This is a genomic window from Kitasatospora sp. NBC_01539, from assembly GCF_045040525.1.
Taxonomy (GTDB): domain Bacteria; phylum Actinomycetota; class Actinomycetes; order Streptomycetales; family Streptomycetaceae; genus Kitasatospora.
Genome location: NZ_CP109390.1, coordinates 7,356,030 through 7,380,756 on the forward strand (window position 1 = coordinate 7,356,030; position 24,727 = coordinate 7,380,756).

22 protein-coding genes, 1 tRNA gene and 1 pseudogene are annotated in these 24,727 nt (G+C 74.6%); 8 read left to right on the forward strand and 16 right to left on the reverse strand.

All coding sequences use genetic code 11. The features are described 5' to 3' along the window. Positions 1-39 precede the first annotated feature (39 nt). From OG335_RS31945 to OG335_RS31970, 6 genes are read right to left on the reverse strand one after another with little or no spacing between them, the layout of a single operon-like run. Positions 40-2,415, reverse strand: a complete 2,376-nt coding sequence (locus tag OG335_RS31945) for a family 43 glycosylhydrolase (RefSeq protein WP_405014611.1) — start codon at positions 2,413-2,415, stop codon at positions 40-42. Then, on the reverse strand, positions 2,412-3,923 hold the full coding sequence (locus OG335_RS31950; RefSeq protein WP_405014612.1) for a sulfatase-like hydrolase/transferase: 1,512 nt from the start codon (positions 3,921-3,923) through the stop codon (positions 2,412-2,414). The genes OG335_RS31945 and OG335_RS31950 overlap by 4 nt, the downstream gene beginning before the upstream one ends. Further along, positions 3,920-4,936, reverse strand: a complete 1,017-nt coding sequence (locus OG335_RS31955; RefSeq protein ID WP_405014613.1) for an aliphatic sulfonate ABC transporter substrate-binding protein — start codon at positions 4,934-4,936, stop codon at positions 3,920-3,922. The genes OG335_RS31950 and OG335_RS31955 overlap by 4 nt, the downstream gene beginning before the upstream one ends. A gap of 58 nt (positions 4,937-4,994) precedes the next feature. Continuing rightward, positions 4,995-5,774 (reverse strand): ABC transporter ATP-binding protein, encoded by a 780-nt coding sequence (locus OG335_RS31960; RefSeq protein WP_405014614.1) that lies wholly within the window; start codon positions 5,772-5,774, stop codon positions 4,995-4,997. Further along, positions 5,771-6,568, reverse strand: coding sequence for an ABC transporter permease (locus OG335_RS31965; RefSeq protein ID WP_405014615.1), 798 nt, complete (start codon positions 6,566-6,568; stop codon positions 5,771-5,773). Before OG335_RS31965 ends, OG335_RS31960 begins: the two co-directional genes overlap by 4 nt. A 25-nt stretch (positions 6,569-6,593) precedes the next feature. After that, complete coding sequence (locus OG335_RS31970) at positions 6,594-7,808, reverse strand: ROK family protein (RefSeq protein ID WP_405014616.1); 1,215 nt, start codon at positions 7,806-7,808, stop codon at positions 6,594-6,596. 313 nt (positions 7,809-8,121) lie between these two features. Between OG335_RS31970 and OG335_RS31975 the strand changes: the two genes are divergently transcribed. Together OG335_RS31975 and OG335_RS31980 are read left to right on the forward strand one after the other, a co-directional pair. After that, the gene (locus tag OG335_RS31975; RefSeq protein WP_405014617.1) at positions 8,122-8,736 is read left to right on the forward strand and encodes an NUDIX domain-containing protein; all 615 of its coding nucleotides are present in this window, start codon (positions 8,122-8,124) and stop codon (positions 8,734-8,736) included. Between the two features lie 323 nt (positions 8,737-9,059). After that, on the forward strand, positions 9,060-9,746 hold the full coding sequence (locus tag OG335_RS31980) for an epimerase (RefSeq protein ID WP_405014618.1): 687 nt from the start codon (positions 9,060-9,062) through the stop codon (positions 9,744-9,746). A gap of 107 nt (positions 9,747-9,853) precedes the next feature. Here the strand turns inward: OG335_RS31980 and OG335_RS31985 are convergent, their stop codons facing one another. Continuing rightward, positions 9,854-10,774, reverse strand: coding sequence for an NAD-dependent epimerase/dehydratase family protein (locus OG335_RS31985; protein ID WP_405014619.1), 921 nt, complete (start codon positions 10,772-10,774; stop codon positions 9,854-9,856). A 216-nt stretch (positions 10,775-10,990) separates the two neighbouring features. Here OG335_RS31985 and OG335_RS31990 point away from each other — a divergent pair, with 216 nt between their 5' ends. Further along, positions 10,991-11,755 (forward strand): TetR/AcrR family transcriptional regulator, encoded by a 765-nt coding sequence (locus tag OG335_RS31990; protein WP_405014620.1) that lies wholly within the window; start codon positions 10,991-10,993, stop codon positions 11,753-11,755. 195 nt (positions 11,756-11,950) lie between these two features. Further along, positions 11,951-13,780, forward strand: a complete 1,830-nt coding sequence (locus OG335_RS31995) for a SpoIIE family protein phosphatase (RefSeq protein WP_405015598.1) — start codon at positions 11,951-11,953, stop codon at positions 13,778-13,780. Between the two features lie 71 nt (positions 13,781-13,851). Here OG335_RS31995 and OG335_RS32000 read toward each other — a convergent pair whose 3' ends face one another. Further along, the gene (locus tag OG335_RS32000; RefSeq protein ID WP_405014621.1) at positions 13,852-14,619 is read right to left on the reverse strand and encodes a GntR family transcriptional regulator; all 768 of its coding nucleotides are present in this window, start codon (positions 14,617-14,619) and stop codon (positions 13,852-13,854) included. A gap of 194 nt (positions 14,620-14,813) precedes the next feature. Between OG335_RS32000 and OG335_RS32005 the strand changes: the two genes are divergently transcribed. Then, positions 14,814-16,331, forward strand: coding sequence for an alkaline phosphatase family protein (locus tag OG335_RS32005; RefSeq protein ID WP_405014622.1), 1,518 nt, complete (start codon positions 14,814-14,816; stop codon positions 16,329-16,331). 252 nt (positions 16,332-16,583) lie between these two features. On the opposite strand, the gene OG335_RS32010 is transcribed toward OG335_RS32005, so the two are convergent. Further along, positions 16,584-16,754: a hydrophobic protein gene (locus tag OG335_RS32010; protein ID WP_405014623.1), complete on the reverse strand. Its 171-nt coding sequence runs from the start codon at positions 16,752-16,754 to the stop codon at positions 16,584-16,586. Positions 16,755-16,906: 152 nt separating this feature from the next. Between OG335_RS32010 and OG335_RS32015 the strand changes: the two are divergent. Next, positions 16,907-17,191 (forward strand): annotated as a pseudogene (locus tag OG335_RS32015) (helix-turn-helix domain-containing protein); the annotation flags it as partial. Between the two features lie 117 nt (positions 17,192-17,308). Here the strand turns inward: OG335_RS32015 and OG335_RS32020 are convergent. Next, a complete protein-coding gene (locus OG335_RS32020; RefSeq protein WP_405014624.1) occupies positions 17,309-17,704 on the reverse strand; it encodes a nuclear transport factor 2 family protein in 396 nt (131 codons plus the stop codon). 208 nt (positions 17,705-17,912) lie between these two features. Between OG335_RS32020 and OG335_RS32025 the strand changes: the two genes are divergently transcribed. Beyond that, positions 17,913-17,986: transfer RNA gene (locus OG335_RS32025), tRNA-Met, on the forward strand. 163 nt (positions 17,987-18,149) lie between these two features. Here OG335_RS32025 and OG335_RS32030 read toward each other — a convergent pair. The 4 genes from OG335_RS32030 to OG335_RS32045 form a co-directional block, all read right to left on the reverse strand. Continuing rightward, on the reverse strand, positions 18,150-18,725 hold the full coding sequence (locus OG335_RS32030; protein WP_405014625.1) for a GNAT family N-acetyltransferase: 576 nt from the start codon (positions 18,723-18,725) through the stop codon (positions 18,150-18,152). Between the two features lie 107 nt (positions 18,726-18,832). Further along, positions 18,833-19,045 (reverse strand): hypothetical protein, encoded by a 213-nt coding sequence (locus OG335_RS32035; RefSeq protein ID WP_405014626.1) that lies wholly within the window; start codon positions 19,043-19,045, stop codon positions 18,833-18,835. Positions 19,046-19,175: 130 nt separating this feature from the next. After that, positions 19,176-19,820 carry a class I SAM-dependent methyltransferase gene (locus tag OG335_RS32040; RefSeq protein ID WP_405014627.1) on the reverse strand — a complete coding sequence of 215 codons (645 nt, stop codon included), beginning with the start codon at positions 19,818-19,820 and terminating at the stop codon, positions 19,176-19,178. Positions 19,821-19,884: 64 nt separating this feature from the next. Further along, entirely contained in the window at positions 19,885-20,931 is a 1,047-nt protein-coding gene (locus OG335_RS32045) for an NAD(P)/FAD-dependent oxidoreductase (protein WP_405014628.1), read from the reverse strand. Positions 20,932-21,029: 98 nt separating this feature from the next. On the opposite strand from OG335_RS32045, the gene OG335_RS32050 reads away from it, so the two are divergent. Next, the gene (locus OG335_RS32050) at positions 21,030-21,644 is read left to right on the forward strand and encodes a helix-turn-helix domain-containing protein (RefSeq protein ID WP_405014629.1); all 615 of its coding nucleotides are present in this window, start codon (positions 21,030-21,032) and stop codon (positions 21,642-21,644) included. A 227-nt stretch (positions 21,645-21,871) separates the two neighbouring features. Here the strand turns inward: OG335_RS32050 and OG335_RS32055 are convergent, their stop codons facing one another. Further along, entirely contained in the window at positions 21,872-22,984 is a 1,113-nt protein-coding gene (locus OG335_RS32055; protein WP_405014630.1) for a ricin-type beta-trefoil lectin domain protein, read from the reverse strand. A gap of 116 nt (positions 22,985-23,100) precedes the next feature. Beyond that, positions 23,101-24,660 carry a ricin-type beta-trefoil lectin domain protein gene (locus OG335_RS32060; RefSeq protein WP_405014631.1) on the reverse strand — a complete coding sequence of 520 codons (1,560 nt, stop codon included), beginning with the start codon at positions 24,658-24,660 and terminating at the stop codon, positions 23,101-23,103. Positions 24,661-24,727: the final 67 nt, after the last annotated feature.

A 24,727-nucleotide genomic window follows, 5' to 3' on the forward strand; every position in this document is an offset into this window, starting at 1 on the left:
GACGATGCGTCGTGCGGGGCGGCCTCCGGGGCGGCCGGGCTACCCGGCGTAGGTGCGCAGGTAGTCGAACCGGGCGGTCGCCCCGGCCTTGTTCATCGAGACGAGTCCGATCCTCAGCGGGCCCTTGACGGTCTGCGTCCACACGCCGGCGTACGTCCAGGTGACGCCGTCGCGGCTGGTGGCGGCCCGTACCTCGTGCTCGTTGTGGGCGGTGTCGAGGTGGTGGACGAGCCGCAGCCACAGGGTGTCGGCGGTCGGGCCGCCGAACATCGGGGCGTTGGCCACCGCGGTGGGCGGGGTGGTGGTCGGGCGCTCGCCCTCCTTGCCGAACTCGCTGACCTGGAGCAGCGCGCCGTTGCCGTTGGCGAGCGGCAGCACCGAGTGGACGAGCTTGAACCACCGGTCGTCGTTCTCGTACAGCACCAGGCCGGCCTGCTGCGAGGACTGGCCGGGTGCGAAGACCATCCTGGTCTCGACGGTGAAGTCACCTGACGGGGCCGGGCGTTGCAGCACCGAGGCGGAGTTGTCGCCGAGGTAGAGCTCCGCCGTCTGGGTCGGCCAGGTGAGGGAGCCGCTCCCCGCCGTGACGCCGGCGGCGGGGCCGCGCACCCAGCTCCAGGGCGAGCCGGCGGTCGTGCCCGGCACGGTCGTGGTGTCGAACTCGTCGCTGTACGCGGGCAGCAGGGCGCCCGGCGCCGGGTCGGCGACGCGCGTGGTGACCGGGGTGTACAGCGCGGTGGCCGTGGCGTTGTCGCCCGCCGCGCCGGGCCCCCGGGCGGCCAGGCCGACCGATCCGGAGCGCACCGCACCGGCGGGCACGGTGCGCTGCTGGACGGCGACCGGGTCGTGCAGCCGGTCGTGGCTGACCTCCACGGTCAGTGCGGTGCCGCGGAGTTCGGCGCTGACGGTGTGCCAGGTGTTCCAGGTGAAGCCGGTGGGCAGCGCGGTGAGCTGCTCACCGGTGGAGACGCCGGCCACGAGGGCCTCGGTGACGAGGGCGTTGCGGCCGCGGTCGAGCCAGGCGGTGACGCGGTCGCCGGTGCCGGTGTAGGCGAGGTCGAGCCCGGCGGAGCCGCCGGGGGCGGTGACCCGCAGCTCGGCCTCGGCGCGGACGTTCGGCGGCGCGGTCGCGGTGCTCACCAGGTGGGCGGGCGCGGTGCCGCTGTCGGCGTGCACGGCGTAGCCGCCGGAGTCCTGCTCGGTGGGCGTGGACCAGCCGGCGGTGCCGGAACCCTCGGTGCGCCAGCCGTTCAGGGTGCGGTCGTTGAAGGTGCCTCCGGCGGCCCAGGAGGTGACGGGGGCGGTCTGGGCGGTGTCGGAGGGGCCGGCGCCGGCGCGCAGCACGGGCCAGCCGTTGATCCAGTCGAGGCGATCGATCAGCAGGGGGCGGCGCGAGAGGTTGAGGGTGCCGCCGGAGGCGGGGGCCAGGTCGGGTGACTCGGACGGGATGCCGTGGTAGACCAGCCAGTCCTGGCCGGAGAGGTCGGTCTGGATGCCGTTGTGGCCGGGGCCGATCCAGCGGTTGCCGTTGGCGCCCGCGACGAACCCGGCCTTGCTGGTCAGGGCGTTGAGGTCGGTGCCCTGGTCGTCGAGGAACGGGCCGGTCGGGCTGGTGGCGCGGCCGACCTTGACCTGGTAGCCGCTGAACGCGCCGGAGCAGCAGCCCGCGTCGGAGTAGAAGAGGTAGTAGTAGCCGCCGCGGTGGACGGTGAAGCCGCCCTCGACGCGCCGGCCCCTGGCGACCTGGGTGACGGCCCCCTGGGTGCGGGTGCGGTCCGGGCTCAGCTTGGCGACGCAGATGGTGTCGTAGCTGCCCCAGTAGAGGTACGGCTGGCCGTCGGTGTCGGTGAACTGCGCCTGGTCGATGTTGCCGCTGGGGCAGCCGCTGGGGGAGGGCAGGACGGAGCCGCCGTCGGTCCACGGCCCGGTCGGGGTGGGCGCGGTGGCGATGGCGACCGTGCCGGCGCCGGGCACCGAGTAGTAGAGGCTGTAGTGGCCGTCGAAGTAGCGGATGTCCGGCGCCCAGAGACGTGAACCGCCCTGCCAGGCGGGCTGGGTGGCGGGGGTGAAGACCTCCCCGGCGTAGTCCCAGTGCACGAGGTCGGCGGAGCGCAGGATCGGCAGGATGCGTTCGCCGTCCTCGCCCTTGCTCTGGAAGACGGGGTTCTGGGTGCCGTAGGCGTACCAGAGGCCGTCCTTGCCGCGGATCATGGTGGGGTCGGGGAAGGTGTCGACGGTGCCCGCGGACACCGGGTTGGTGTAGGTGGCGGCCTGGGCGCCGGCCTGCGGTGCGGCCTGCGGGTCGTCGGCGCCGTGGGCGGCGGGCAGGGTGCCGGTGGCGAGGCCCAGGGCCAGGGCACAGGCGCCTGCCAGCCGCAGCAGCCGTCCTGTGCGGGTCCGTCGGGTGCGGGTCATACCGTCTCCCTGGTCGTCCGGGCCGGGCCGGTCCGCGGGGCGGGGGCCGTGCCGTCGGGTTCGAAGGCGCTGAGGGTGGAGTCCTCGTGGTGGCTGCCGATGTCGTACATCGGGGCCATCCAGTGGTGGAAGTTGTCGCCGCGCTCCCGCAGGAGGTCGTAGAGCCGCCGGGTGAGGCGGGCCCGGACGGCGGCGCAGGCGGGGTCGGGGTGGCGGTTGACGAGCTCGTGCGGGTCGTCGTCGAGGTCGTACAGCTCGTTGACGGACTCCGGGTTGACGACGAGCTTGTACCGGTCGTCGCGGATCATCCGCTGCGGGTACGGGAAGTGGTGGCCGTGGAACTCGGCCACCAACTCGGCAGGCCAGGAGGGTCGTTCGCCGCGTACCAGGGGGAGCAGGCTGCGGCTGTCGACGGCGGGCGAGGGGTCGGCGCCGGCGAGTTCGAGGATCGTCGCCGTGCAGTCGGTGAGCGAGACGAGCTCGTCGCGGACCTGCGGCGGCGCCCCGGGCACCCGGACGATGCCGGGGATGCGGTAGATGTCCTCGTACATCGCGGGGCCCTTGTCGTGCAGCCGGTGCGCGCCGGTGAACTCGCCGTGGTCGGCGGTGAAGAACACCGAGGTGGCGTCGGTCAGGCCGAGTTCGTCGAGCCGGGTGAGGATGCGCCCGATCTGCTCGTCGATGAGCGTGACGTACCCCCAGTAGACGGCGATGAGCTTGCGGCTGACCTCCGTCGGCATGGTGTCGAACGCCCAGTGGTCGCAGTAGTTCTGCTGCACGGGCGGCTTGCCCTCGAAGGTCTCGGCCGTCGACGGGGGCATGTCGACGAGCGCCGGGTCGTACAGGTCGTAGTACGCGTCGGGCAGCAGGTACGGCAGGTGCGGGCCGAAGAAGTGCGTGGCGAGGAAGAACGGCCGTCCGTCCTCCGCGTACCGCTCCAACTGCTCGATCGCCCGGGTCGCGAGGTAGTGCTCGAACGTCGCCTCGACGGGCTGGTGGAGGCGGGCGGCGAGCAGGTTGCCCGGGTTGCCGTTGGGCGAGGTGCCGCGCACCGGGTCGGAGATCCGGTACGGCGGCAGGCCGCGCTCCGCGAGGTAGGCGAGGTAGTCGGGATGGTCGACGGGGTTGTGCCAGCCGGGCAGGTCGGGGCCGTCGAAGCCGTACGAGGCGGCGTTGCGCTCGGTGCCGCCGTGCCACTTGCCGATGAGGCCGAGCCGGTAGTCGCGGGCCTTCAGCGCCTCGGGGAAGGTGAAGACGTCCTCGCGCAGGTCCTCCAGGTAGCCGACGTTGCGTTCCTGGTTGGCCAGCAGCCGGTGCCGGAAGGGATTCTGGCCGGTGAGCAGGCTGGCGCGGGCCGGGGTGCAGATGGCGGTCGGCGTGTAGAAGCGGTCGAAGCGGGTGCCGGTGGCGGCGAGCCGGTCGAGGTGCGGGGTCGCCACGTGCGGGTTGCCGTACGCACCGAGGGTGTCGACCCGGTGCTGGTCGGTCATCAGGAACAGCAGGTTCACTTGGCGTACGCCTCCGCGTAGGCGTCGCCCGCGTAGTAGTCGGACGGCGCCGGGGAGTTCTTCAGCTGGCCGGTGGAGACGAAGAAGTCGCCGAGGCCCTTGAGCCAGCCGTCGACCGTGCCGTCCTTCGTCTTCGCGACGAGGTCGGCGGTGGTCAGCGTCTGCACGTTGGCGGCGTCGGCCTTGACCTTGGCCGGGTCGAGCTTGAGCAGGGCGGCGGCCGCGGCGACGGCCTCGTCGGGGTGGGCGGCGCGCCAGTCGTTGGCCTCCTGGAGCACCTTGACGACCTTCGCGGAGAGGCCCGCGTCGGTCTTCGTGCCGGAGACGAACGCGGTGGGGAAGGCCCGTCCGGTGAAGTCGCGGGTGCTGGCGATCTCGGTGAGGCCGGGCTTCTTCGCCTTGATGGTGTCGATCAGCGGGTACCAGATGCCGGCCGCGTCGATCTGCCCGGACACGAACGCGGAGACCACGGTCGACGGGTCCATCGGCACCTTCTGGACGTCCTTCGGGGAGAGTCCGGCCTGCTGGAGCGCGAGGTTGAGCACCATCTCGCCCGAGGTGCCGGCCGGCACGCCGACCTTCTTGCCCTTGAGGTCCTTGATCGAGCCGATGCCGGGCCGGGCGATGACGCGGTCGGCGTAGGCGAGGGTGTTGATCGCGACGACCTTGGCCTTGCCGGAGGCGGGCAGCCAGAGCGCGCCGGGGCCGATGTAGCCGAAGTCGAGGTCGCCCGCGCCGAGGGCCTGGATCTGCAGCGGGCCGTTGGTGAAGACGCTCAGCTCGGGGGAGAGGCCCTGCTTCTTCCACAGGCCCTGCTTGTCGGCGATGGCGAGCAGGCTGGCGCCGTTGAAGTCGCTGATGTATCCGAACCGCACCTTGGCGGTCTTCGCGGCGCCACCGGTGGAGGCTGTGGAGCCGGTGGAGGCGGCGGAGCCGGAGGAGCAGGCGGTGACGGAGAGCGACAGCACGGTCGCGGCGGAGGCGGCGAAGAGGGCGCGACGGAGTATACGCATGGCGTGGGAGGTCCTTAGGAAGGGTCGTGCGGTGGAGGTGGGGCGAGGTGAGGGGCGGTCAGACGGCCGAGGGGGCCGGGGCCTGGTGGTAGACGGAGTGCCAGACCTCGTTGCGGATCCGGGCGAACGCGGGGGAGAGCCGGATCTCCTCGGTCCGCGGGTACGGCAGGTCGACGTCGACGATCCGGTGGACGCGGCCCGGCCGGGAGGCCATGACGACGACCCGGCGCGCCAGGTAGACCGCCTCGTCGACGTCGTGGGTGACGAACAGCACGGTGCGCCGCTCCCGGCTCCAGGTGGCGAGGAGCTGGTCCTGCAGCTGGATGCGGGTGAGCGCGTCGAGTGCGCCGAACGGTTCGTCCATCAGCAGCACCTGGGGGTCCACCGCGTACGCGCGGGCGATGGCGCAGCGCTGCCGCATGCCGCCGGAGAGCGTCTTCGGCAGGGCGTCGGCGAAGTCGCCGAGGCCGACGAGGTCGATGGCGTGCTCGGCGCGGCGCCGCCGCTCGGCGGCCGGCACCCGGGCGAGGCGCAGTCCGAACTCGACGTTGCGGCGCACCGTCAGCCACGGGAAGAGCGCGTACTGCTGGAAGATGACGCCGCGGTCGGGGCCCGGCCCGGTGACGGGCCGGCCGTCGACGAGCACCTCCCCGGCGGTCGGGGCGACGAGTCCGGCGGCCATGCCGAGCAGGGTGCTCTTGCCGCAGCCGGACGGGCCGACGACGGTGACGAACTCGTTGTCCGCGACGTCGAGCGAGACGGCGTCGAGCGCGGTGAAGAGGGTGTCCTTGACGGGGTAGGTGCGGGAGACCGCGCGGAAGGAGATCTTGCTGGTCATCGGCGTTCCTGCCATCGGGTGAGGCGGCGTTCGGCGAGCTGCAGCAGGCGGTCCATGACGAGGCCGAGGACGCCGATGGTGATCAGTCCCACGAAGATCGTCGGAAGGTCGTAGTACAGCTGCGCCTGCTGCATGCGGAAGCCCAGGCCCTCCTGGGCGGCGATGAGTTCGGCGGCGACCAGGGTGCCCCAGGCGGAGCCCAGGCCGATCCGCATGCCCACCAGGATGAACGGCGCCGCCGCGGGGATCACCACCCGGAGGAAGATCGCGCGGTCGCCCGCGCCGAGCACCCGGGCGGCGTTCACGAGGGTGACGTCGACGTCGACCACGCCCTGGAAGGCGGCCACCACGCTGGAGAGGAACGCCGCCAGGAAGATCACGAAGACCTTCGGCACCTCGCCGATGCCCAGCAGCACGATCGCCAGGGGGATCAGCGCCAGCGGCGGGATCGTCCGGAAGAACTGCACGTACGGCTCCAGCAGCGCCCGCGCCGTCGGGTACCAGCCCATCAGGAAGCCGACCGGCACGGCCGCCAGGGTGCCGAGCGCGAAGCCCAGCAGGACGCGGCGGAGGCTCGCCAGGGTGTCGTCCGGCAGTGTGCCGTCGGCGATCAGCTCGCCGGCCCGGGAGGCGACCGTGGCCGGCCCGGGCAGGCCCTGCACGCCGGCCCTGGCGAGCAGCGACCAGGCGGCGAGGCCGGCGGCGACCGCCAGCAGGTTGAGGGCGAGCGAGCGGGCCATCCGGCGGACCGCGGGACGGCCCGCGGGCCGTCCCGCGGCGGTGGTCACGGCCATCGCGGTGCCCTTCGGTGAGTGCCGTTCACGGGGTGTCCTCGCCGTCCGGTCGGGTGGGGGTGCGATGGGGGTAGTGGGAGAGCAACGGCGAGGCCTGCAGTACCAGGGCGATGCCGCCGAGGGCGCCGCCGTACTCGCCGAGGGCGGCGCGGCGCAGGTCGAGCCGGCTGCGGGCGAGCGGCAGCACGTGCGCGGCGAGCGCCTCCTCGACCGGGGTGAGCAGCAGCGCGCCGGCCCCGGCGAGTTCGCCGCCGACCACGACGACGCCCGGGCCGACCGCGTTGCACACCGCGGCGAGCACGGTGCCGACGTGGCCGCCGACCGTGCGCAGCACCCCGAGCGCGGCCTCCTCGCCGGCCGTGGCGGCGGCGGTGAACTCCGCGACGTCCGCGGCCCGTCCGCCCGCGGCCCGGTGGGCCTCCAGCACCGCGCCGATCGAGGCGACGGTCTCCAGGCAGCCGCGGCCGCCGCAGTCGCACGGGGCGCCCGCCGGGTCCACCGTGATGTGGCCGAGCTCGCCCGAGAGGCCGTACGCGCCGCCGTGCAGGGCGCCGCCGACGACCAGGCCGCCGCCGACGCCGTGCGACAGCCGCAGGTACAGCACGTCGCGGGAGCCGGTGGCGGAGCCCCACACGGATTCGGCGAGCGCGGCGAGCCGGGTGTTGTTGTCGACCAGCACCGGCACGCCGAACGCGGCGCCGAGCAGCGCGCGCACGGTGCCGGTGCCGCCGGGGGAGCCGTCGGGCTCGCCGGGCGGGCCGACCGGCCCGACCACGCCCGCGCCGATGCCGGTGAGCGAGCCCAGGCCGATCCCGCCTCCCGCGAGGCCGCCGACCAGGCGTTCGGCGATGGCGACGCGTTGCTCCCACGGCAGCCCGGCCGGGTGCGGCTCGCCCGCCGAACCGACCACCTCGTGTGCGACGTTGACCGCGGCGACGTGCACCGCGCGGCGGGCGAAGTCGATGCCGACGGCCTGGCCGGCGGCGGGGTTGAGGCTCAGGGTCTCCACCGGGCGCCCGCGGCGGCCGGTGGCCGGCGCGGGGGTGGCCGTGACCACGGCGCCGCCCGCGACGAGGCCGCCGACGATGTCGGACAGCGTCGTGCGGGAGAGTCCGGTGTGGGTGCCGAGCCCGGCCCGGGTGAGCGGTCCGTGCCGCCGCAACAGGTCGAGGACGAGCGTCTCGTGGCCCTGGCGCAGCCGGGCCAGGGGGCCGTCGTGATGGTGCATGCCCCACAGCATGGTGAGCGCCCCGAATTAACGTCAACACTCCGGAATAAATGTCATGCCGCCGCAACGGGCCGCAATGATCGGCAACGCCGGCGCCGTGACGCCGGGTCGGACGGAATCGAAAAGCCGTCAAAGGCGGGCAATCGACCGGAATCTCCCGGCTTGAAGCCGAAGATCGAACATCGCCATGATCGGCCGGGCGGGGCAGGCGGGTCAGGGCAGGGCGGAGCGGGGCCGGTGGGCGCGAGAGGCCGGGCAGGCTCGCCCGCGCCCCGGGAACCCTCCCCGCCGTTCCGCTCCGATCCGCACCGCCGGAGGGCCGCACATGGCACCGACCACCCCGACCGCGCCGGGGGCACCCCTCCGGCCGTTCCTGCCCGCGGCGCAGTTCACCGCGGGCCTGCCCCGGCACGTCGTCTCGGCAGGCCTGCTGCTCACCGACCCGGCGGGCCGCGTCCTGATGCTGCACCAGGCCCGGCCCTACCCCGGGCACCCCGCCTGGTGGCAGCTGCCCGGCGGTCTCGCGGACGACGGCGAGCGGCCCCACGAGACCGCCGTGCGGGAGACCCGCGAGGAGACCGGCATCGTCGCGGACGGCCCGCCGAGGCTCCTCGCCGTCGACCACCGCGCGGCCGCCGACGGCTGGCCGCAGGTGATCGACTTCTGCTTCGACGGCGGCGTGCTGCCCGCCGACACCCCGATCGCACTCAGCACCGAGCACGACACCCACGCCTGGCGCAGCCCCGCCGCCTGGCGGCCGCTGCTCCAGCCGGCCCAGCGCCCGTGGTTCCGGGCACTGTCCCGCGCACGGCGGGCGGGCGTGCCGCTGCTGCTCAGCGACGGCGTCGAGGCGTCGGCCGCACCGGGCGCGGTCGGACCGGGCATCGCCGTACCGGGCGCCGTCGTACCGGGCGCGGTCGGGCCCGCCGCCCGCGCCTGACCGGGCGCCCCGGGGCCTCCGGGCGCCCCCGGCCCGCTGCTCCGCGCCCCGTGCCCGGCCGGGCCTGCCCCGGCCCGCGTGCGCCTCCGGGTGGTGCCGGGCACCCCTCCGTGCGTGGGGTGTTGACCGCCCCCGCCATCGGTGCTCTGATCGGCGCATCGACGCCCGGAGGAGGAAACGATGGACCTGAAGGACACGTGGTGGGCCTGGCTCGTGGCGCTGACCGGCCTCGTGGTGCTGGCGATCCTCGGCGCCCACTGACAGGCCGGCGGGCGTAGCCTCTCCCCGGGCCCGTCGGAGGTGCCCGCGGAGAGGGAGTGGTCATGAAGGCCGTGGTGTTCGGTGCGACCGGGCTGATCGGGTACGGCGTGCTGCAGGAGTGCCTGCGCGACCCGGAGGTCACCGAGGTGCTCGCCGTGGGGCGCACGCCGACCGGCCTCGCCGACCCGGGGCTCCGCGAAGCCGTGCACGCCGACTTCCTCGACTTCGCGCCGCTCGCCGGGGAGTTCGCCGGCGCCGACGCCTGCTTCTGGTGCCTGGGTGTCTCCGCCGTCGGCATGGATCCGGCCGACTACGAGCGCGTCACCCACGACTACACCCTCGCCGCCGCCCGGACCCTGGCGGAGGTGAACCCCGACCTGACCTTCGTCTACGTCTCCGGTGCGGGCACCGACAGCAGCGGCCGGGGCCGTACCCGCTGGGCCCGGGTCAAGGGCCGCACCGAGAACGCGGTGCTGGCGCTCTTCCCGAACGGCTACGCCGTCCGGCCCGCGTTCGTCCAGCCCGTGCACGGCGTCCGGTCGAGGACGCCGCTGTACCGCTGGGCGGCGACGGCCCTCACCCCGGTCGCGCCGGTGCTGCGACGGCTGTTCCCCTCGGTGGTGGTCACCACCGGGCAGCTCGGCCGCGCCGTGCTCGGCCTCGCGCGGCACGGCCACCCCGGCACCCGGGTGCTGGAGAACCGCGACCTGGTGGCCTTCGCGGAGTCCGAGGCCTCGCGCCGGGCCTGACGCCGGCTGCCGTACGGGCCGTGGCCCCGGCACCGGCTGCCGTACCGGCCGTGGCCCCGGCACCGGCCGCAGCGCCGGCCCGAGCGTGGGCGCCGGCGCCGCCGGGGTCACCGGTGGGCGGCGGCGACGGCGTCGAGCACCTGCTCCCACGGCGTCGGCTCCAGGCCGAAGGTCCGCCGGGCGGCGGAGGAGTCCACCACGAACGGCCGGTCCAGCTGGTACGCGGTCTCCTTGAGCGCGCGGACGGTCGGGTTGACCAGGCCCAGCACCGCGAGCACGGCGTCGGGCATCCGGCTGACGGCGACGGGCGTCACACCGGCGGCCCGGCAGAGGTCGGTGACGACCTCGCGCTGCGTGCGCGGCGCACCGGTGGGGGTGTGCCAGGCCCGGCCCCAGGCGCGTTCGTCGGTGCCGGCGGTCACCAGCATGCGGGCGGCGTCGAGGGTGTAGGTCCAGCTGTGCGTGGTGTCCGGGTCGCGCAGCACCTGCACGCCGCGTCCCGCGAGGGCCCGCGTGAACGCCCGGGAGTCGAGGGCGGCGACGGCGCCGGGGCCCAGGTAGTCGGAGCTGCGGACCTCGGTGGCCCGGATCCGCCCGGCCGTGTGCAGGGCGAGGGCGTCCTCCCACATCCGGGCGCGGACACGGCCCTTGACGGTGTGCGCGTTCAGCGGCGTCTCCTCCGTCATGGGGGCGGTGACCTCGCCGTACCCGTAGAGGTTGCCGACCGTGGCGAGCACGGCGCCCGAGCGCTCCGCGGCCTGCAGCAGGGCGGCGGCCAGCGGCGGCCAGTCCGTGGCCCAGCGGTGGTAGGCCGGGTTGGCGCAGTTGTAGAGCACCGCCGCGCCGGTCGCGGCCTCGGTCAGCGCGGCCGTGTCCGTGGCGTCGAGCCGTACGTGGGTGACGCCGGGCAGCGGGGCGGCGGTCGCGCCGGAGCGGGTGGCGACGGTGACGTCCTCGCCGCGCTCGGCGAGGAGGCGGGCGGCGGCGGTGCCGACCGGTCCGGCGCCGACGATCAGGTGCTTGCTCACTGGGTCCTCCGACGGAATGGGTCCGGCCGTTGTGCCGACTGTTGTGCCGGCTGTTGTGCCGGGTGTTGCGAGAACACCGTTCTCGCTCGATGGAGAGACTGGCGGATACGGCTGCCGCTGTCAAGAACGGTGTTCTCGTCCGACTGTGCCGTTCTCGTCGGAGGCGGGCGTGCTCGAATGTTGCAGGTGTTCTCGCAGGCTGTCAGGATGAGCCGCATGTCCACCGCGCCCAAGGCCCTCACCGCCCGCGAGCGGGCCCGCATCGAGTTCACCCGGGACATCAAGGAGGCGGCCCGCCGCCAGCTCGCCGAGCACGGTCCCGCCGGCCTCTCCCTGCGCGGGGTCGCCCGCGACATCGGCCTCGCCTCCGCGTCCGCGCTCTACCGGTACTTCCCCGGCCGCGACGCCCTGCTCACCGCCCTCATCGCGGACGCCTACGACGCCCTCGGCGACGCCGCCGACGCGGCCGCCGCCGCGACACGCGCCGAGCCGTACCTCACCCGGTGGACCGGCGTCTGCCACGCCGTCCGCGCCTGGGCGCTCGCCCACCCGCACGAGTACGCGCTGATCCACGGCTCGCCCGTCCCCGGCTACGAGGCGCCGCCGGACACCACCGCGCCCGGCATCCGCGTGCCCTTCCTGATCGGCGGCCTCTTCGCCGAGGCCGCCGCGGCCGGCGCGTACCACCCGCTCGACGACACCCCCGTGCCCGCCGACACGCACCGCGCCCTGCAGCCCCTCCTCGGCCGCCTGCCCGAGGGCACCCCCGACGTCCTCGTCGTCGCCGGCCTCTCCGCCTGGACGTACCTCTTCGGCGCGGTCTCCTTCGAACTCTTCGGCCACCGTGCCGCGATCGTCGGCGACCACCGGGCCTACTTCGACCACGAGGTGCGCCGCATGGGCATCCTCCTGGGCCTCGGCCCCGACCGGACCGCCCCCGACCGGACCGCCCGCGCGGAAGCGGCGCCGTCCGCATCCTGACGCTGACGGCCCGCCGCGCCGGCGGCAGCACGGCCCCGCCCGGTCGCACCCCGTCCGGCTCCCGGGGGCGTCACCCTGTCGCAGCGCGTTGGTGACACGGCCGGAGGGACCGGACGGGCAGACTTGGCAGCGCACGGCCCGGAACCGACGGCTCCGGGACCCCGCCGCCCGACCGGAGGTGCTCCCTTGGCCCGCGTGCCGCTCCTGTCGCTGCGCGGGGTCTGCAAGCGGTTCGGCACCGTCCAGGCCCTCAGCAGCATCGACCTGGACGTGCACGCAGGCGAGATCGTCGCCCTCGTCGGCGACAACGGTGCAGGCAAGTCGACCCTGGTGAAGACCATCGCCGGGGTCAACCCGCCCGACACGGGCGAGATCCGCTGGCGCGGCCGTCCGGTGGCCATCCGCCGGCCCCACGACGCCCAGGACCTCGGCATCGCCACCGTCTACCAGGACCTCGCGCTCTGCGAGAGCCTCGACGCGGTCGCCAACCTCTACCTCGGCCACGAGCTGCGCCGCTTCGGCCTCCTGCGGGAGGTGGAGATGGAACGCCGCTCACGGGCCGTGCTGGAGGGACTCTCCGTCCGCCTCGCGAGCGTGCGCATCCCGGTGGCGTCGCTCTCCGGCGGCCAGCGGCAGGCCGTCGCCATCGCGCGCTCGCTCATCGGCCGCCCGGAGCTCGTCATCCTCGACGAGCCGACCGCCGCCCTGGGCCTGGAGCAGAGCGCGCAGACGCTCGACATGATCCGGCGGCTGCGCGAGCAGGGCCACGCCGTCATCCTCGTCACGCACAACCTCGACGACGTCCAGGCGGTGGCCGACCGGGTGGCCGTCCTCCGGCTCGGCCGCAACAACGGCTTCTTCGAGGTGCGGTACACCACGCAGGAGCAGATCACCTCCGCGATCACCGGCAGCCACGCCATGGCCGTGACGCTGCAGCAGAGCCTGCTGCCCCGCGGCCTGCCCGAGCAGAGCGCCGTCGACGCCGCCTACCGCTACCTGCCCGCCCACGCCGGGGTCGGCGGCGACTGGTTCGACGTCATCCCGCTCTCCGGCGCCCGCGTGGCGCTGGTGGTCGGCGACGTGGTCGGCCACGGCCTGCACGCCGCCGCCACGATGGGACGGCTGCGGACCGCGGTGCACAACTTCTCCGCCCTCGACCTGCCGCCCGACGAACTGCTGACGCACCTCGACGACGTCGTCAGCCGCATCGACCAGGAGGAGGCCGCCAACGGCGCGGAGTCCGCGATCATCGGCGCCACCTGCCTGTACGCGATCTACGACCCGGCCACCCGGCGCTGCCAGCTGGCGCGGGCCGGGCACCTCCCGGCCGTCCTGGTGCACGGCGACGGCACGGTGGAGATCCCGGACACGCCCGTCGGGCCGCCGCTCGGCCTGCGCGGTCTGCCGTTCACCACCGCCGAACTCGAACTCCCCGAGGGCAGTCAGCTCGTGCTGTTCACCGACGGCCTCGTCGAGGCCCGCACGCGCGACATCGACATCGGCCTCGACCTGCTGCGCGCCGCCCTCGCGCACCCCGGCAGATCGCCCGAGGAGACCTGCCAGGCGGTGCTGGAGGCGCTGCTGCCCTCCCGGCCGGAGGACGACGTGGCCCTGCTCGTCGCCCGCACCCGCGGCCTGCCGGTCGAGCGGATCGCCGAGTGGGACGTCCCCACGGACCCGGCCGCCGTCGCCGCCGCCCGCGCCACCGCCACCCGGCAGCTGGAGGCGTGGGGTCTGGACGCACTGGTGTTCAGCACCGAACTCATCCTCAGCGAGCTCGTGACCAACGCGATCCGGCACGCCGCCGGACCGATCAGGATCAGGCTGCTCCACGACCGGGCCCTGATCTGCGAGGTCGGGGACTCCGGCAGCACCTCCCCCCACCTGCGCAACGCCTCGGCCACCGACGAGGGCGGCCGCGGCCTCTTCCTCGTCGCGCAGCTCTCCGAACGCTGGGGCACCCGGTACACCCCCGAGGGCAAGGTCATCTGGGCCGAGCAGAACCTGCCGCGCACCCGGAGCTGACCGCGCCCGCCACGGCCCGGGCGAGGGCGGGAGCACGGCGCGGCCCGGGGGAGGGTGGGAGCGCGGCGCGGTCAGTCCGTCGTCGGCGCGGCCAGGTCGAGGGTGAAGCTGAAGCGGTCGCCCCGGTAGAGCGTCCGCACCTGTTCGAGGGGGTGTCCGGCGGTGTCCCGGCTGCGGCGGTGCAGCAGCAGCATGGGCAGGGCCGGCGGCGTGCCGACGAGCAGGGCCTCCCGGGGGGACGCCGGCACCGTCTCGATCCGTTCCTCGGCGCCGCCGAGGGCCACCCCCTGGTCGCGGAGGTACCGGTAGAAGGAGCCCGCCGGGTCGAAGTCCTCGTCCAGGCGCGGCACCCGGGCCACCGCGACCCAGGTGCTCTCCAGGCCGATCCGTTCCTCGTCGGCCCGCAGCACGCGTTCGAGGTGCCAGACGGGCTCGCCCTCGGCGACGCCCAGGCAGGCGGCGATCGCCGGGTCGGCGGGGAGGCGGTCCAGCCCGATGAGGGTGCGGTGCGGGCGCAGGCCCTGACGGGTGACGCCCTCGGTGTAGCTGGCGAGCGACAGCGGCTGCTCGATCTTCGGCCCGGCCACCACGGTGCTGCGTCCGCGCCGCCGCAGCCGGCCCTCCAGCAGCAGCTCGCGCAGGGCCTGACGGACCGTGGCCCGCGCGGCGCCGTACCGGGCGGCGAGATCGACCTCGGTGGGCAGTGCGCCGCCGGGCCCGAGCCGGGTGAGCAACTCCTCGAGTTCGGCCTTGACCAGGTAGTACTTCGGCACGCGTCCGTGCTCCGGCACACCGGAACGGACCGGCGCGGGCGGCGGGTGCGGGGTGCCGTGGCTCACGGCGCCACCGTACAGGCCGCCGCCGGGGGCAGGGTGACAGGCCGTCATGAATATCACGGAACGGTAACGGGTATGGACCGAACTTCGGGAGCTGTTCATGCGGCGGTGCCCTCGGCGAGGCGTACGGCTCGCCGGAGGGCCCCACGCTCGGTGCCGGTGCCGTTCCGCACCGCCCCCTCCACCGAGGAGCACCCGTGCGCATCTCCCCGTCCCTCCGGACCGCCCTCGCCGCCACGGCGGCCGCGGCCGTCCTCCTACCGCTGAGCGCCCTGCGGGCCGATGCCGCGACCGGCCCGTACAAGGGCCTGCCGAACGGCACCAAGCAGGCGAAGACCCTGGTCATCGGCATCGACGGCACCCGGTACGACAAGCTGCTCACCGCGGACGCCCCCGTCCTCAAGGGCCTGATGGCGTCCGGGCTCACCGCCCCCGGCAGCCTCTACGCCGACCCGATGGCGCCCACCCTCTCCGGCCCCGGCTGGTCGACCATCGCCACCGGCGTCTGGCCCGACAAGCACCTCGTCAAGGACAACACCTTCGCCGGGGCCCGCTACGACCTCCACCCGGACTTCGCCACCCGCCTGGAGACCGCGCAGCCCGCCGCCTCCACCCTGGTCGTCGGCTCGTGGAGCCCGATCGCCGACACCGTGTTCCACGGCAGCCCCGACCTGCGGATCGCCGAGGCCGAGAACGACGCCAAGGCCGCCTCCGACACGGCCGACTACCTGCGCAACGGCAACCCCGACACCGCCTTCGTGCACTTCGACCAGGTCGACGCGGCCGGTCACGGCTACGGCGGCGCGAGCACGCAGTACGCCAACGCGATCCACAGCGTCGACGCGCTGGTCGGCCAGGTCGTGCAGGCCGTCACCTCCCGTCCCACGTACGGCTCGGAGGACTGGCTGATCCTCGTCACCACCGACCACGGCCACACCGACGCGGGCGGCCACGGCGGCAACAGCGCCTACGAGCGGCAGACCTTCGTCATCGCGAACGGCGCCGGCTATGCGGCGGGCTCCGTCCGGCAGGACGTCAAGCTGGTCGACATCGCCCCGACCGTGCTGAAGCACGAGGGCGTCACCGCCGACCCCGCCTGGAAGCTCGACGGCAGGCCGATCGACGAGATCGTGCCCGACGCCTTCGACGCCCTGCGCCCCTCGCTGCAGACCCGCGTCGACGAGACCGGCATCGCCGCCGCCACCAAGGGCTGGACGCACACCGCGCCGAGCGGCTGGAGCATCGACAACTCCGCGCTGCCGACCGGCGGCGTCACCGAATGGCGCGGCTGGGCCTTCGCCACCGACGAGTTCTGGACGGCCGCGCAGCGCGGCCAGGCGCGCGAGACCAACGTGCGCGCCCGCAACGTCTTCGCCGTCGCCGACTCCGACGAGTGGGACGACAAGGCGCACGGCACCGGGCAGTTCGACTCCACCCTGATCAGCCCGGCCTACCCGGTCGCCGGCGCGACCCGGGCCACCCTGGCCTTCGCCACGGACTACCGGGTCGACGGCCCGCAGACCGGCGACGTGTACGTCGTCTTCGACTCCGGCACCCCGCAGCTGATCGCGTCGTACCGCGCCGACCGCAACGCCTTCGAGAGCATCCCGGTCACCGTGCCGGCCGGGGCCTCCACCGCCAGGCTGCGCTTCCGCTACACCGGCACCAACAGCGCCTTCTGGACGGTCGACCAGGTGGCCTTCACCACCCTCTGACGGGCCCTTGCCGGTCCGGCTGCGAGCGGTCGGCGGTCGGCGTCCGGACGCGGCGAGCGGGGCGGTACGGGGGACGAACCCCGTACCGCCCCGCTCGGCCCGGCCCGTACTTCCGGCCCTGCCTGTACTACCGGTGCTACCGGCGCGTGCCGGGTGTCAGCAGCACCGCGGTGCGCGCCGCCAGCAGGCGGGCGAGGAGCACGGTGAGCGGCACGTGCCGAGCCCGTGCCCGGGCGGCCTGCCGGGGCCGGCTCACCAGCGGTACCAGCGGCCCCGGCTGCCCCCGGCGTTCGTGCCGCGGGCGACGAAGCCGACCAGCCACAGGACCAGGACGATGACGGCGACCCACCAGAGCACCTTCACCGCGAAGCCGAGGCCGAACAGCAGCAGGGCGAGCAGGAGGACCAGCACCAGGGGCAGCATGGGAACGTCCTTTCGACGGGTTGCGTACAGCCCTGCGGATGCCCCGGTTTCGCGGGTGCATGCATGCCCGTCGGCGTCCGGGCCCGGCGCTCCGCCGGCCGCGCGCGCCACCCCCGCTCCAGGTGGTGCCCGCGCCCCCGTACGGTGAGGGGATGGACACGCTCGCCCTCGCGGCCTTCCTCCGCGGCACACGCGAACGGCTGCGGCCGGAGGACCTCGGCCTGCCCTCAGGCGCCCGCCGCCGCACCCCGGGCCTGCGCCGTGAAGAGGTCGCCGGCCTCGCCCACGTCTCGGTGGACCACTACGCACGGCTGGAACAGGCCCGCGGCCGGCACCCCTCCCCCCAGGTCCTGGGCGGTATCGCCCGCGCCCTCCGGCTCACCGACCAGGAGCAGCAGCACCTCTTCCGGCTCGCCGGGACGACCCCGGACGCTCCGGCGGACGGCTACGGCGGCACGGACGGCGCCCGGTCGGCCGGCCCGGCGGTGGCTCCGTCCCCGTAGCCCCACGCCGCCACGGTCCTGCGGCGCGCAGCGCCCGGAGCGGGCGGCCGGTCACGACCAGAACGCGTCCTCGACGTCCATGTCCTCCACGCACTCGTCGATGTCCGTGATCCGGTCGCCGAGGATCCGGAAGACCAGCACCCCCGTGCTGTCCAGTGCGCGCCCCTTGCGCGTGGCCGTCCAGCGGTGGACGGACACCGCGTGCCCGCGTCCGTCCACGAGGACGCGCTGCAGCTCGGCGCGCATCGTGCCCCCGGTCTCCTCGCCGAGACGCCGGTAGAGGTCGAGGACGGCGTCCCGCCCCTTGTGGTCGCCGGAGAGCGGGTTGCCCCCCGGCACGTGGTGGGTGACGTCGGCGGCCAGCAGGCCGACCATCGCCTCCATGTCGCCGCTGACGAAGGCCTCGTATCCTCTGCGGACGAGCGCGGCGTGCGGGTGTTCAGCCATGATCATCGCCACCTTCCCGGAGTGCGACGGGACGACAGGGCCGACACCTCCACGGTGCACCGCCCCGGCGGGGGAGTCCACTCCTGGCCGTCCCCCTCCGTCCGCTCCCGTGTCGTCGTGGCCGACCCCGCGGAATCCCTCGTGGAACGCGCGGGACGCAATGGATTTCGTGTTTCGCCGGGGAGTGCCGTACAGTCCTGATCAACGACGCGGGGTGGAGCAGCTCGGTAGCTCGCTGGGCTCATAACCCAGAGGTCGCAGGTTCAAATCCTGTCCCCGCTACTGTCGGCCGGGCCCGGTGCGCGAAAGCGCACCGGGCCCGGCTTTTTGTCGTTCCCGGGGAGGGCGGCCTGCGCCGCCCGGGCCCCGCCGCCCGCCCCACCCCGGGTGAGGGGGCGGCGGGCGCCCGCGGATCCGTGCGAGGCCGGATCCGTACGAAGCCGGGTCAGGCCTCGGCGCCCGGCCAGGGGCCGGGGGCGGCGGTCACCGGCTGCTCGGCGTCATCGGTGCGGAACACCCGGAAGCCGCGCGCCTCGTAGGTGCGCAGCGCCGCCGGGCCGTCGAGCGAGCAGGTGTGCACGGTCACGCGGCGGGTCGCCGGGCGGGCGGGGTGCCGGTCGGCGAGGTCCCAGGCGCGGGCGGTCCCGAGGCTGAGCAGGTGGCTGCCGATGCCCTGCCCGATGAAGCCCGGCAGCAGGCCGAAGTAGATGATCTCGACCTCGCCGTCCGGGAGCGGCTCCAGCTGGACGTACCCGGCGGGGCTGCCGGCGACCCACGCGACCCAGGTCTCCAGGCCGTCCTGGTCGAGCCAGTCCCGCCACTGCCGGTACGTCCAGGGCAGCCGGTCGGTCCACGTCCAGGGCCCGCCGACGGCGGTGTACAGGAACCGGGCGAACTCGGGGCCGGTCCGCTCCGACCTGACGACCTGCAGCGGTGCGCCGGCCGGGGCCGGGGTGGGCCGAAGGTCCGCGGGGGAGGTCTGCTCCAGGTGCCAGGTGGTGACCGTGATCGTCTCGCTCATGGCCTCACGCTCTCACGGCCGACCCGCCCGGCGCCGGGCGGGGTGGCGGCATCGTGCCTGGTCGGAGGACCGGCCGACCACGAACCGGCGGGCCTGCCCGGCGGGGTTCAGGACTGCCCGAGGAGCCCGGAGAAGTCGTAGCCCAGCTTGCCGAGCGTGGTCAGCGCGCCCAGGTCGGTGACCGCCAGCACGGGGATGCTGTGCGGCTGCTGCGCGAGCTCGGCCGCGGTGGGTGCGGCCGCGGCAGCACCGGCGGGTGCGGTGGCGGCGAGCACCGCGGCGGCGGTGAGGGCGAGGGCGAGTCGGACGGTCGTACGCATGATGCCTCCGTGCGGCGGGTGGTGAGGTCCCGAGCGCACAACGCCGGTGCGGCGGCCCGGTCACGGGGGCGCGGTGCGCACCACACGTTCGGCCGCGCCGAGCCGCCGACCGGCCCGGCGCGCCCGGTGCTCAGGCTGGCAGGCGGCGGAGCACGAGCGTGTTGTCGCGCCGGGTGCCGGGCCGGCCGTCGGGGCCGGTCAGCTGCTGCTCGTACTCGGTGCTGACCAGCACCTCCCAGTGCCCGGAGGGGAGTTCGAGGGACGCCAGCACCTCGTCGGTCGTCGGGAGGCCGAGGGCGTGGTGGTGCTCGGGATCCCAGGACGGCGGCCCGGCATGGCCGACGACCAGCAGGACGCCGCCCGGCGCGACGGCCTCCGCCGCGGCCCGCAGCACCTGCTCCCGCGGCAGGTCGGCCGGCGAGTGCAGGAACTGGGCGGAGACCAGGTCGAAGGAGCCCGCCGGGAACGACACCGACAGGTCGTGCCGCTGCCAGTCGACGAGATCGCCGACACCCGCGTCGGCCGCGTGCCCTGCGGCACGGTCGAGGGCCACGGCGGAGACGTCGACCGCGGTGACCCGCCAGCCCTGCCGGGCGAGCCACACCGCGTCGGCGCCCTCGCCGCAGCCCAGGTCGAGCGCCCGGCCGGGGGTGAGGCCGGTGGTCTCGCGCACCAGGGCGGCATTGGGGTTGCCGCTCCAGATGCGGTGCGCCGTCGCGTAGCGGGTGTCCCAGAACTCCTGGGCCGAGGCCGTCCGGGTGTCGTCGGTCGTCACGTGCTGCTCTCCTTCTCGTGTACTTCTCGTGGACGTGTACGTGGGGCCCGGGGGAGGGAGGGGGTCAGACCCCGTGCCGGCGGTCGCCGAGCACGCGGTCGCAGACCTCGCGCTCCGACGGGGCGGAGAAGACCGACACGGCCTCCCGCCGGGCGGCGACCGCCCGGCGGGTCTCCTCGGCGACGAGGTCGGCGTTGACGGCGGCGCCCGCCCGCACCCCTGCGGCCGCCGCGGCGATCACCTGGTCGGTCAGGGTGGTGACGTTGCCCGCCACCCACACCCCGGGGACGGACGTGGCGCCGGTCGGGTCGGACGGGATGCGGCCGCCGATCTCGTGCCCGGCCATCTCCTGACCGACCGGCACGAGCCCGAGTCCGGCGAGGAACCCCGCCCGGGCGTCCAGGCGGGCGGCGACGGCCAGGGCCCGGCAGGGCACGTCGGAGCCGTCCGCCAGGCGTACGGCGGACAGCCGCCCGCCGGTCGTCCCCAGGGCGGCCACCTCGCCCTCCACGACCGTGATGCCGCGGGCCGCCAACTGTTCCTCCTCCTCGTCGGAGGGCGCTGGTCCGGTGTGGCGGAAGAGCGTCACGTCCGCGCTCCACTGCCGCCACAGGAGGGCCTGGTGCACGGCCAGCGGGCCGGTCGACAGCACGCCGATCGGCTGGTCACGGACCTCCCAGCCGTGGCAGTACGGGCAGTGCAGCACGTCGCGGCCCCACAGCTCCCTGAGGCCGGGCACCGGCGGCAGCACGTCGGTCAGGCCGGTGGTGACCAGGAGCCGGTCGCCGTGCACCACCCCGCCGTCCGCCAGCACCACCCGGAAGCCCCCGTGCTCGTGCCGCTCGGCGGTCACCACGGTGCCGTGCCGGACGGCACCGCCGTACCTGCGCACCTCGTCGCGGCCGGCCGCCAGCAGGTCGGCGGGCGCCACCCCCTCCAGGCCGAGGTAGGTGTGCACCCCCGTCGCCGGGGCGTTCCGGGGCTCCCCGGAGTCGACCACCAGCACCGAGCGCCGCGCCCGTCCGAGCGTCGACGCGCCGCTCAGACCTGCGCTGCCGCCGCCGACCACCACCACGTCGTAGTGGGGTCCGTCTCCCGTTCCGCCCTGCATCGGTCCTCCGCCCGTCCGTCCGCCGTGCCCTTACGGACCGACTCTGCGCCCGGCCGACGGGATTGACAAACAGCGTTGCCGAATCGGCAAATGGGAGGATGGCCGACGACATCACCCCCGTCCTGACCGCGATCGGGCCGCGCCTGCGCGCCCTGCGCCGCGCCCGCGGCACCACGCTCGCCCAGCTCGCCGGGACGACCGGGATCTCCGTCAGCACCCTGTCGCGGCTGGAGTCGGGCGGGCGCAAACCGACGCTGGAACTCCTCCTGCCGCTCGCCAGGGCCTTCGGCGTGCAGCTCGACGAACTCGTCGGCGCACCCGCCACCGGCGACCCGCGCATCCACCCCGAGCCCTTCACCCGCCACGGCCAGACCTTCGTCCCGCTGACCCGCCACCTCGGCGGCCTCCAGGCATACAAGCAGATCCTCCCGGTGCGCCGTCCGGCCGACGCCTCCCCGCCCGAGCAGCGCGTGCACGAGGGCTACGAATGGCTCTACGTGCTCTCCGGACACCTGCGGCTGGCCCTGGGCGACCAGGACCTCGTGCTCACGGCCGGCGAGGCCGCGGAGTTCGACACCCGCACGCCCCACGGCATCGCCAACGCGGGCGACCGGCCCGTCGAGCTCCTCACCCTCTACGGGCCGCAGGGCGAGCGCATGCACGTACGGGCCAGGCCCACCGCCCGCCGGCCCCCGCCCGAGGACGGCCCCTAGAAACACGCCGGGGGACCTCGCGGGGCCCGAGGCGTCCCCGCTGCCCGGACGGGTGCGGCCTTGCCCAGGACCGGCTCCGGTCACGCCCGACCGCCGGCTGTCCGAACGAGCTGTCCGAACGATCCGTCGCCGACGACGGGGGAGGAGCGGTACGGGCCTGCGCCCCGGCCGGCGGCGACCGCCGTCGAACCGGAGACCGCGACGCAGGCCCGGTGCTGCCGATCCCGCTACTGGACGACCGGCAGCGTCGTCCACTTCTGGTTGGCGCCGCCGTTGCAGTCCCAGAGGTCGAGCCGGGTGCCGTCGGCGGTGGCGAAACCGGGGTCGTCCAGGCAGCGGCCGGACAGCGGGTTGCGGTAACCGCCGTTGTACGGCTGCCAGACCTGGTTGGCGCCGCCGTTGCAGTCCCAGATCTCCACGGGCGTGCCGTTGGCGGTGCCGTAGCCGGTGGCGTCGAGGCACTTGCCCACGGCCCGCAGCGTTCCGTCCGCGCGCAGCGTCCACCACTGGGCGTCGGTGGCGTTGCACGTCCAGATCTCCACCGGCGTGCCGTTGGCGGCGCTGCCGCCCTTGACGTCCAGGCACTTGCCGGCGGTGCCGACCCCGGACCTGACCGGGCCGCCGTTGGGGGCGGGGGCCTTGATCCAGCCGGCCTGGTCCGCGGTCCGGAGGGCGGCGTTGAACGCGTCGGCGACCTTCTGGTACCCGGCGTCGTTGGGGTGGCGGTCGTCGGCCAGGTCGGAGGCCCGCACCGAGCCGGTGTCGACGAACCCGACGTGCCTGCCCGCGGCCTGCTCGGCCCTGACGATCAGCGGGACCTGCCGGTCGTACTCGGCCCTGGTCGCCTGGATGGTGGGGCTGGTGGTCACCAGCAGCGGGCTGACCAGCACGGTCACGCCGGGAACGTCGGCGAGGATCCGGTCGATCAGGGAGTGCAGCCGGTCCGAGATCGTCGCCACCTGGTAACCCTGGGACAGGTCGTTGGTGCCGATCTGCAGCGTGACGACGTTGGGCTTCCACCGGGCGAGCGTGGCGTCCGCGATGCCGGCGATCTGGTCGATCCGCCAGCCGGAGTGCCCCTCGTGGTCCGGGTCGGACGTGGTGCCGTTGCGCAGGTTGCCGACGAAGTCCGGCGTGTAGCCCTCGGCCGCCAGCTCGTTGAAGAGCGGACCCCGGTAGCCGTTGCCGGTCGAGCTCAGGGCGCCCTCGGTGATCGAGGCGCCCAGCGGCATGAGCCGCACATGGGTGTTGCTGTCGGCCGCGGCCGGAGCCGCCGTCGCACCGACCAGACCGCCTGCGGCCAGCAGAGCCGTCGTGAGTACCGCCACCGGTTTCTTCATCGTTCGTCCTCTCAAGGGTGGTTGATCGGATCACTCCGTGCGCCGGTGCGCGCACGGCGTCGCGGGTGTGCCGGCCCCGCCCGGCGGCGTGGGCCGGGTGCGCGCACGGCGGGCCGCTACGCGTTCGCGGGCGGTGCCCACGTCTGGTTGACGCCGCCGTTGCAGTCCCAGATGACGAGCTGGGTGCCGTTGGAGGTGGCGCTGTTCGGGATGTCGAGGCACCGGCCGGAGGCCGTGTTCACCAGGGCCGAGTTCGCGCCCGCCTTCCAGCTCTGGCCGCTGCCGCCGTTGCAGTCCCAGAGCTGTACGAGCGTGCCGTTGGCGGTGGCGCCGCCCCTGACGTCCAGGCACAGACCGCCTGCGCCCAGCGTGCCGCCCCGCGCGACCCACTGCTGGGCCGCCGAGCCGTTGCAGTCCCACACCTCGGCCTTGGTGCCGTTGACGTTCGAGCCCGCGGCGTCGTCGAGGCACTTGCCCGCGACGCCCGAGGTGACGGGCCCCACCCCCGGTGCCCCCCACTGCTGGGCCGCCGTGGTGTTGCAACCCCACAGGGCGAGCCGGGTGCCGTCGGTGGCGGAACCACCCGGGTCGTCCAGGCACCTGCCGGAGACCGGGTTGAGGTAGCCGCCGTTGTACGGCTGCCACACCTGGGCCGCCGAGCCGTTGCACGTGTACAGCTGCGTCCTCGTCCCGTCGGCCGTGCCGCCGGCGGTCGCGTCCAGGCACTTGCCCAGTGCCCGCAGCGTGTTGTCGGAGTACGCGGACCACTGCTGCGCCGGGCTGCGGTTGCAGCTCCACAGCTGCACGGGCGTGCCGTCCGCGCTGCTCCCCGTGTCGACGTCCAGGCACTTGTCCCGGATGCCGGAGAAGACCCCGCCGACCGCACCGGCGCTCGGCGCACCCAGCGCGGCGGGCGGGTTGAGCCAGCCGGCGGCGGCGGCCGCCTGGATCCCCCGGCTCCAGGCGTCGGCCATCTTCCGGTAGCCGGCGTCCCCCGGGTGCTCGGGGTCGACCAGGTCGGCCGTGGTCACCGCGCCCATGTCGACGAACTGCACGTGCTTGCCCGCGCTCTGCCTGGTCCTGACCATCGGCGGGATCGCCGCGTTGTAGGCTGGTTCGGCGGCCGCCACGTCGGGGTTGGTGGAGGCGATCAGGTTGGCGACCAGCACGGTCACCCCGGGGTCGTCGGCCAGGATCCGGTCGACCAGCGCGCTCAGCCGGTCGGGCGCGGTGGACACGTCGTGCTTCTGCACCAGGTCGTTGGTGCCCGCCATGAGGGTCACGACGTTGGGCTTGTACGTGGCCAGCGATCCGTCCGTGATACTGGCGATCGCGTCGATCCGCCAGCCCGGCAGGCCCGTGTTGTCCGCGTCGGCCATCGTGCCCTCCCGGACCGAGCCGACGAAGTCCAGCCGGTACCCGGCCGCCGTCAGCGCGTTCCACAGGGGTTGGCGGTAGCCGTTTCCGGCGCTGCTGTGGGAGCCGTAGGTGAGCGAGTCGCCCAGGGGCTCCAGGCGCAGCGCCGTGGTCGCCGCCAAGGCTGCGGCGTGCACCTGCGCAGGGGCGGCGGCCTGCACCTGCGCAGGGGCGGCGGCGTGCGCGGGGGCGGCGGTGCCCCAGGCTCCGCCCAGCGCCGCCACCAGTGCCGACAGGGAAACCGCGGCTGTCCTCTTCATGTGCGGCATGCGTCTCTCCCGTGCTTCTCCGTGGTCGTCCGGGTCCGATCCGTGCTTGTCCCCGCAC

What these genes read in the sequence shown, in the direction of transcription:
- OG335_RS31990 (WP_405014620.1), top strand. Translation starts at nt 10,991, where the DNA reads ATGTCCACCGCGCCCAAGGCCCTCACCGCCCGCGAGCGGGCCCGCATC.
- OG335_RS31965 (WP_405014615.1), bottom strand. Translation starts at nt 6,568, where the DNA reads ATGGCCGTGACCACCGCCGCGGGACGGCCCGCGGGCCGTCCCGCGGTC.
- OG335_RS32035 (WP_405014626.1), bottom strand. Translation starts at nt 19,045, where the DNA reads ATGCGTACGACCGTCCGACTCGCCCTCGCCCTCACCGCCGCCGCGGTG.
- OG335_RS32030 (WP_405014625.1), bottom strand. Translation starts at nt 18,725, where the DNA reads ATGAGCGAGACGATCACGGTCACCACCTGGCACCTGGAGCAGACCTCC.
- OG335_RS32050 (WP_405014629.1), top strand. Translation starts at nt 21,030, where the DNA reads ATGGCCGACGACATCACCCCCGTCCTGACCGCGATCGGGCCGCGCCTG.
- OG335_RS31970 (WP_405014616.1), bottom strand. Translation starts at nt 7,808, where the DNA reads ATGCTGTGGGGCATGCACCATCACGACGGCCCCCTGGCCCGGCTGCGC.
- OG335_RS32060 (WP_405014631.1), bottom strand. Translation starts at nt 24,660, where the DNA reads ATGAAGAGGACAGCCGCGGTTTCCCTGTCGGCACTGGTGGCGGCGCTG.
- OG335_RS31975 (WP_405014617.1), top strand. Translation starts at nt 8,122, where the DNA reads ATGGCACCGACCACCCCGACCGCGCCGGGGGCACCCCTCCGGCCGTTC.
- OG335_RS32055 (WP_405014630.1), bottom strand. Translation starts at nt 22,984, where the DNA reads ATGAAGAAACCGGTGGCGGTACTCACGACGGCTCTGCTGGCCGCAGGC.
- OG335_RS32045 (WP_405014628.1), bottom strand. Translation starts at nt 20,931, where the DNA reads ATGCAGGGCGGAACGGGAGACGGACCCCACTACGACGTGGTGGTGGTC.
- OG335_RS32020 (WP_405014624.1), bottom strand. Translation starts at nt 17,704, where the DNA reads ATGGCTGAACACCCGCACGCCGCGCTCGTCCGCAGAGGATACGAGGCC.
- OG335_RS31980 (WP_405014618.1), top strand. Translation starts at nt 9,060, where the DNA reads ATGAAGGCCGTGGTGTTCGGTGCGACCGGGCTGATCGGGTACGGCGTG.
- OG335_RS31955 (WP_405014613.1), bottom strand. Translation starts at nt 4,936, where the DNA reads ATGCGTATACTCCGTCGCGCCCTCTTCGCCGCCTCCGCCGCGACCGTG.
- OG335_RS31945 (WP_405014611.1), bottom strand. Translation starts at nt 2,415, where the DNA reads ATGACCCGCACCCGACGGACCCGCACAGGACGGCTGCTGCGGCTGGCA.
- OG335_RS31960 (WP_405014614.1), bottom strand. Translation starts at nt 5,774, where the DNA reads ATGACCAGCAAGATCTCCTTCCGCGCGGTCTCCCGCACCTACCCCGTC.
- OG335_RS32010 (WP_405014623.1), bottom strand. Translation starts at nt 16,754, where the DNA reads ATGCTGCCCCTGGTGCTGGTCCTCCTGCTCGCCCTGCTGCTGTTCGGC.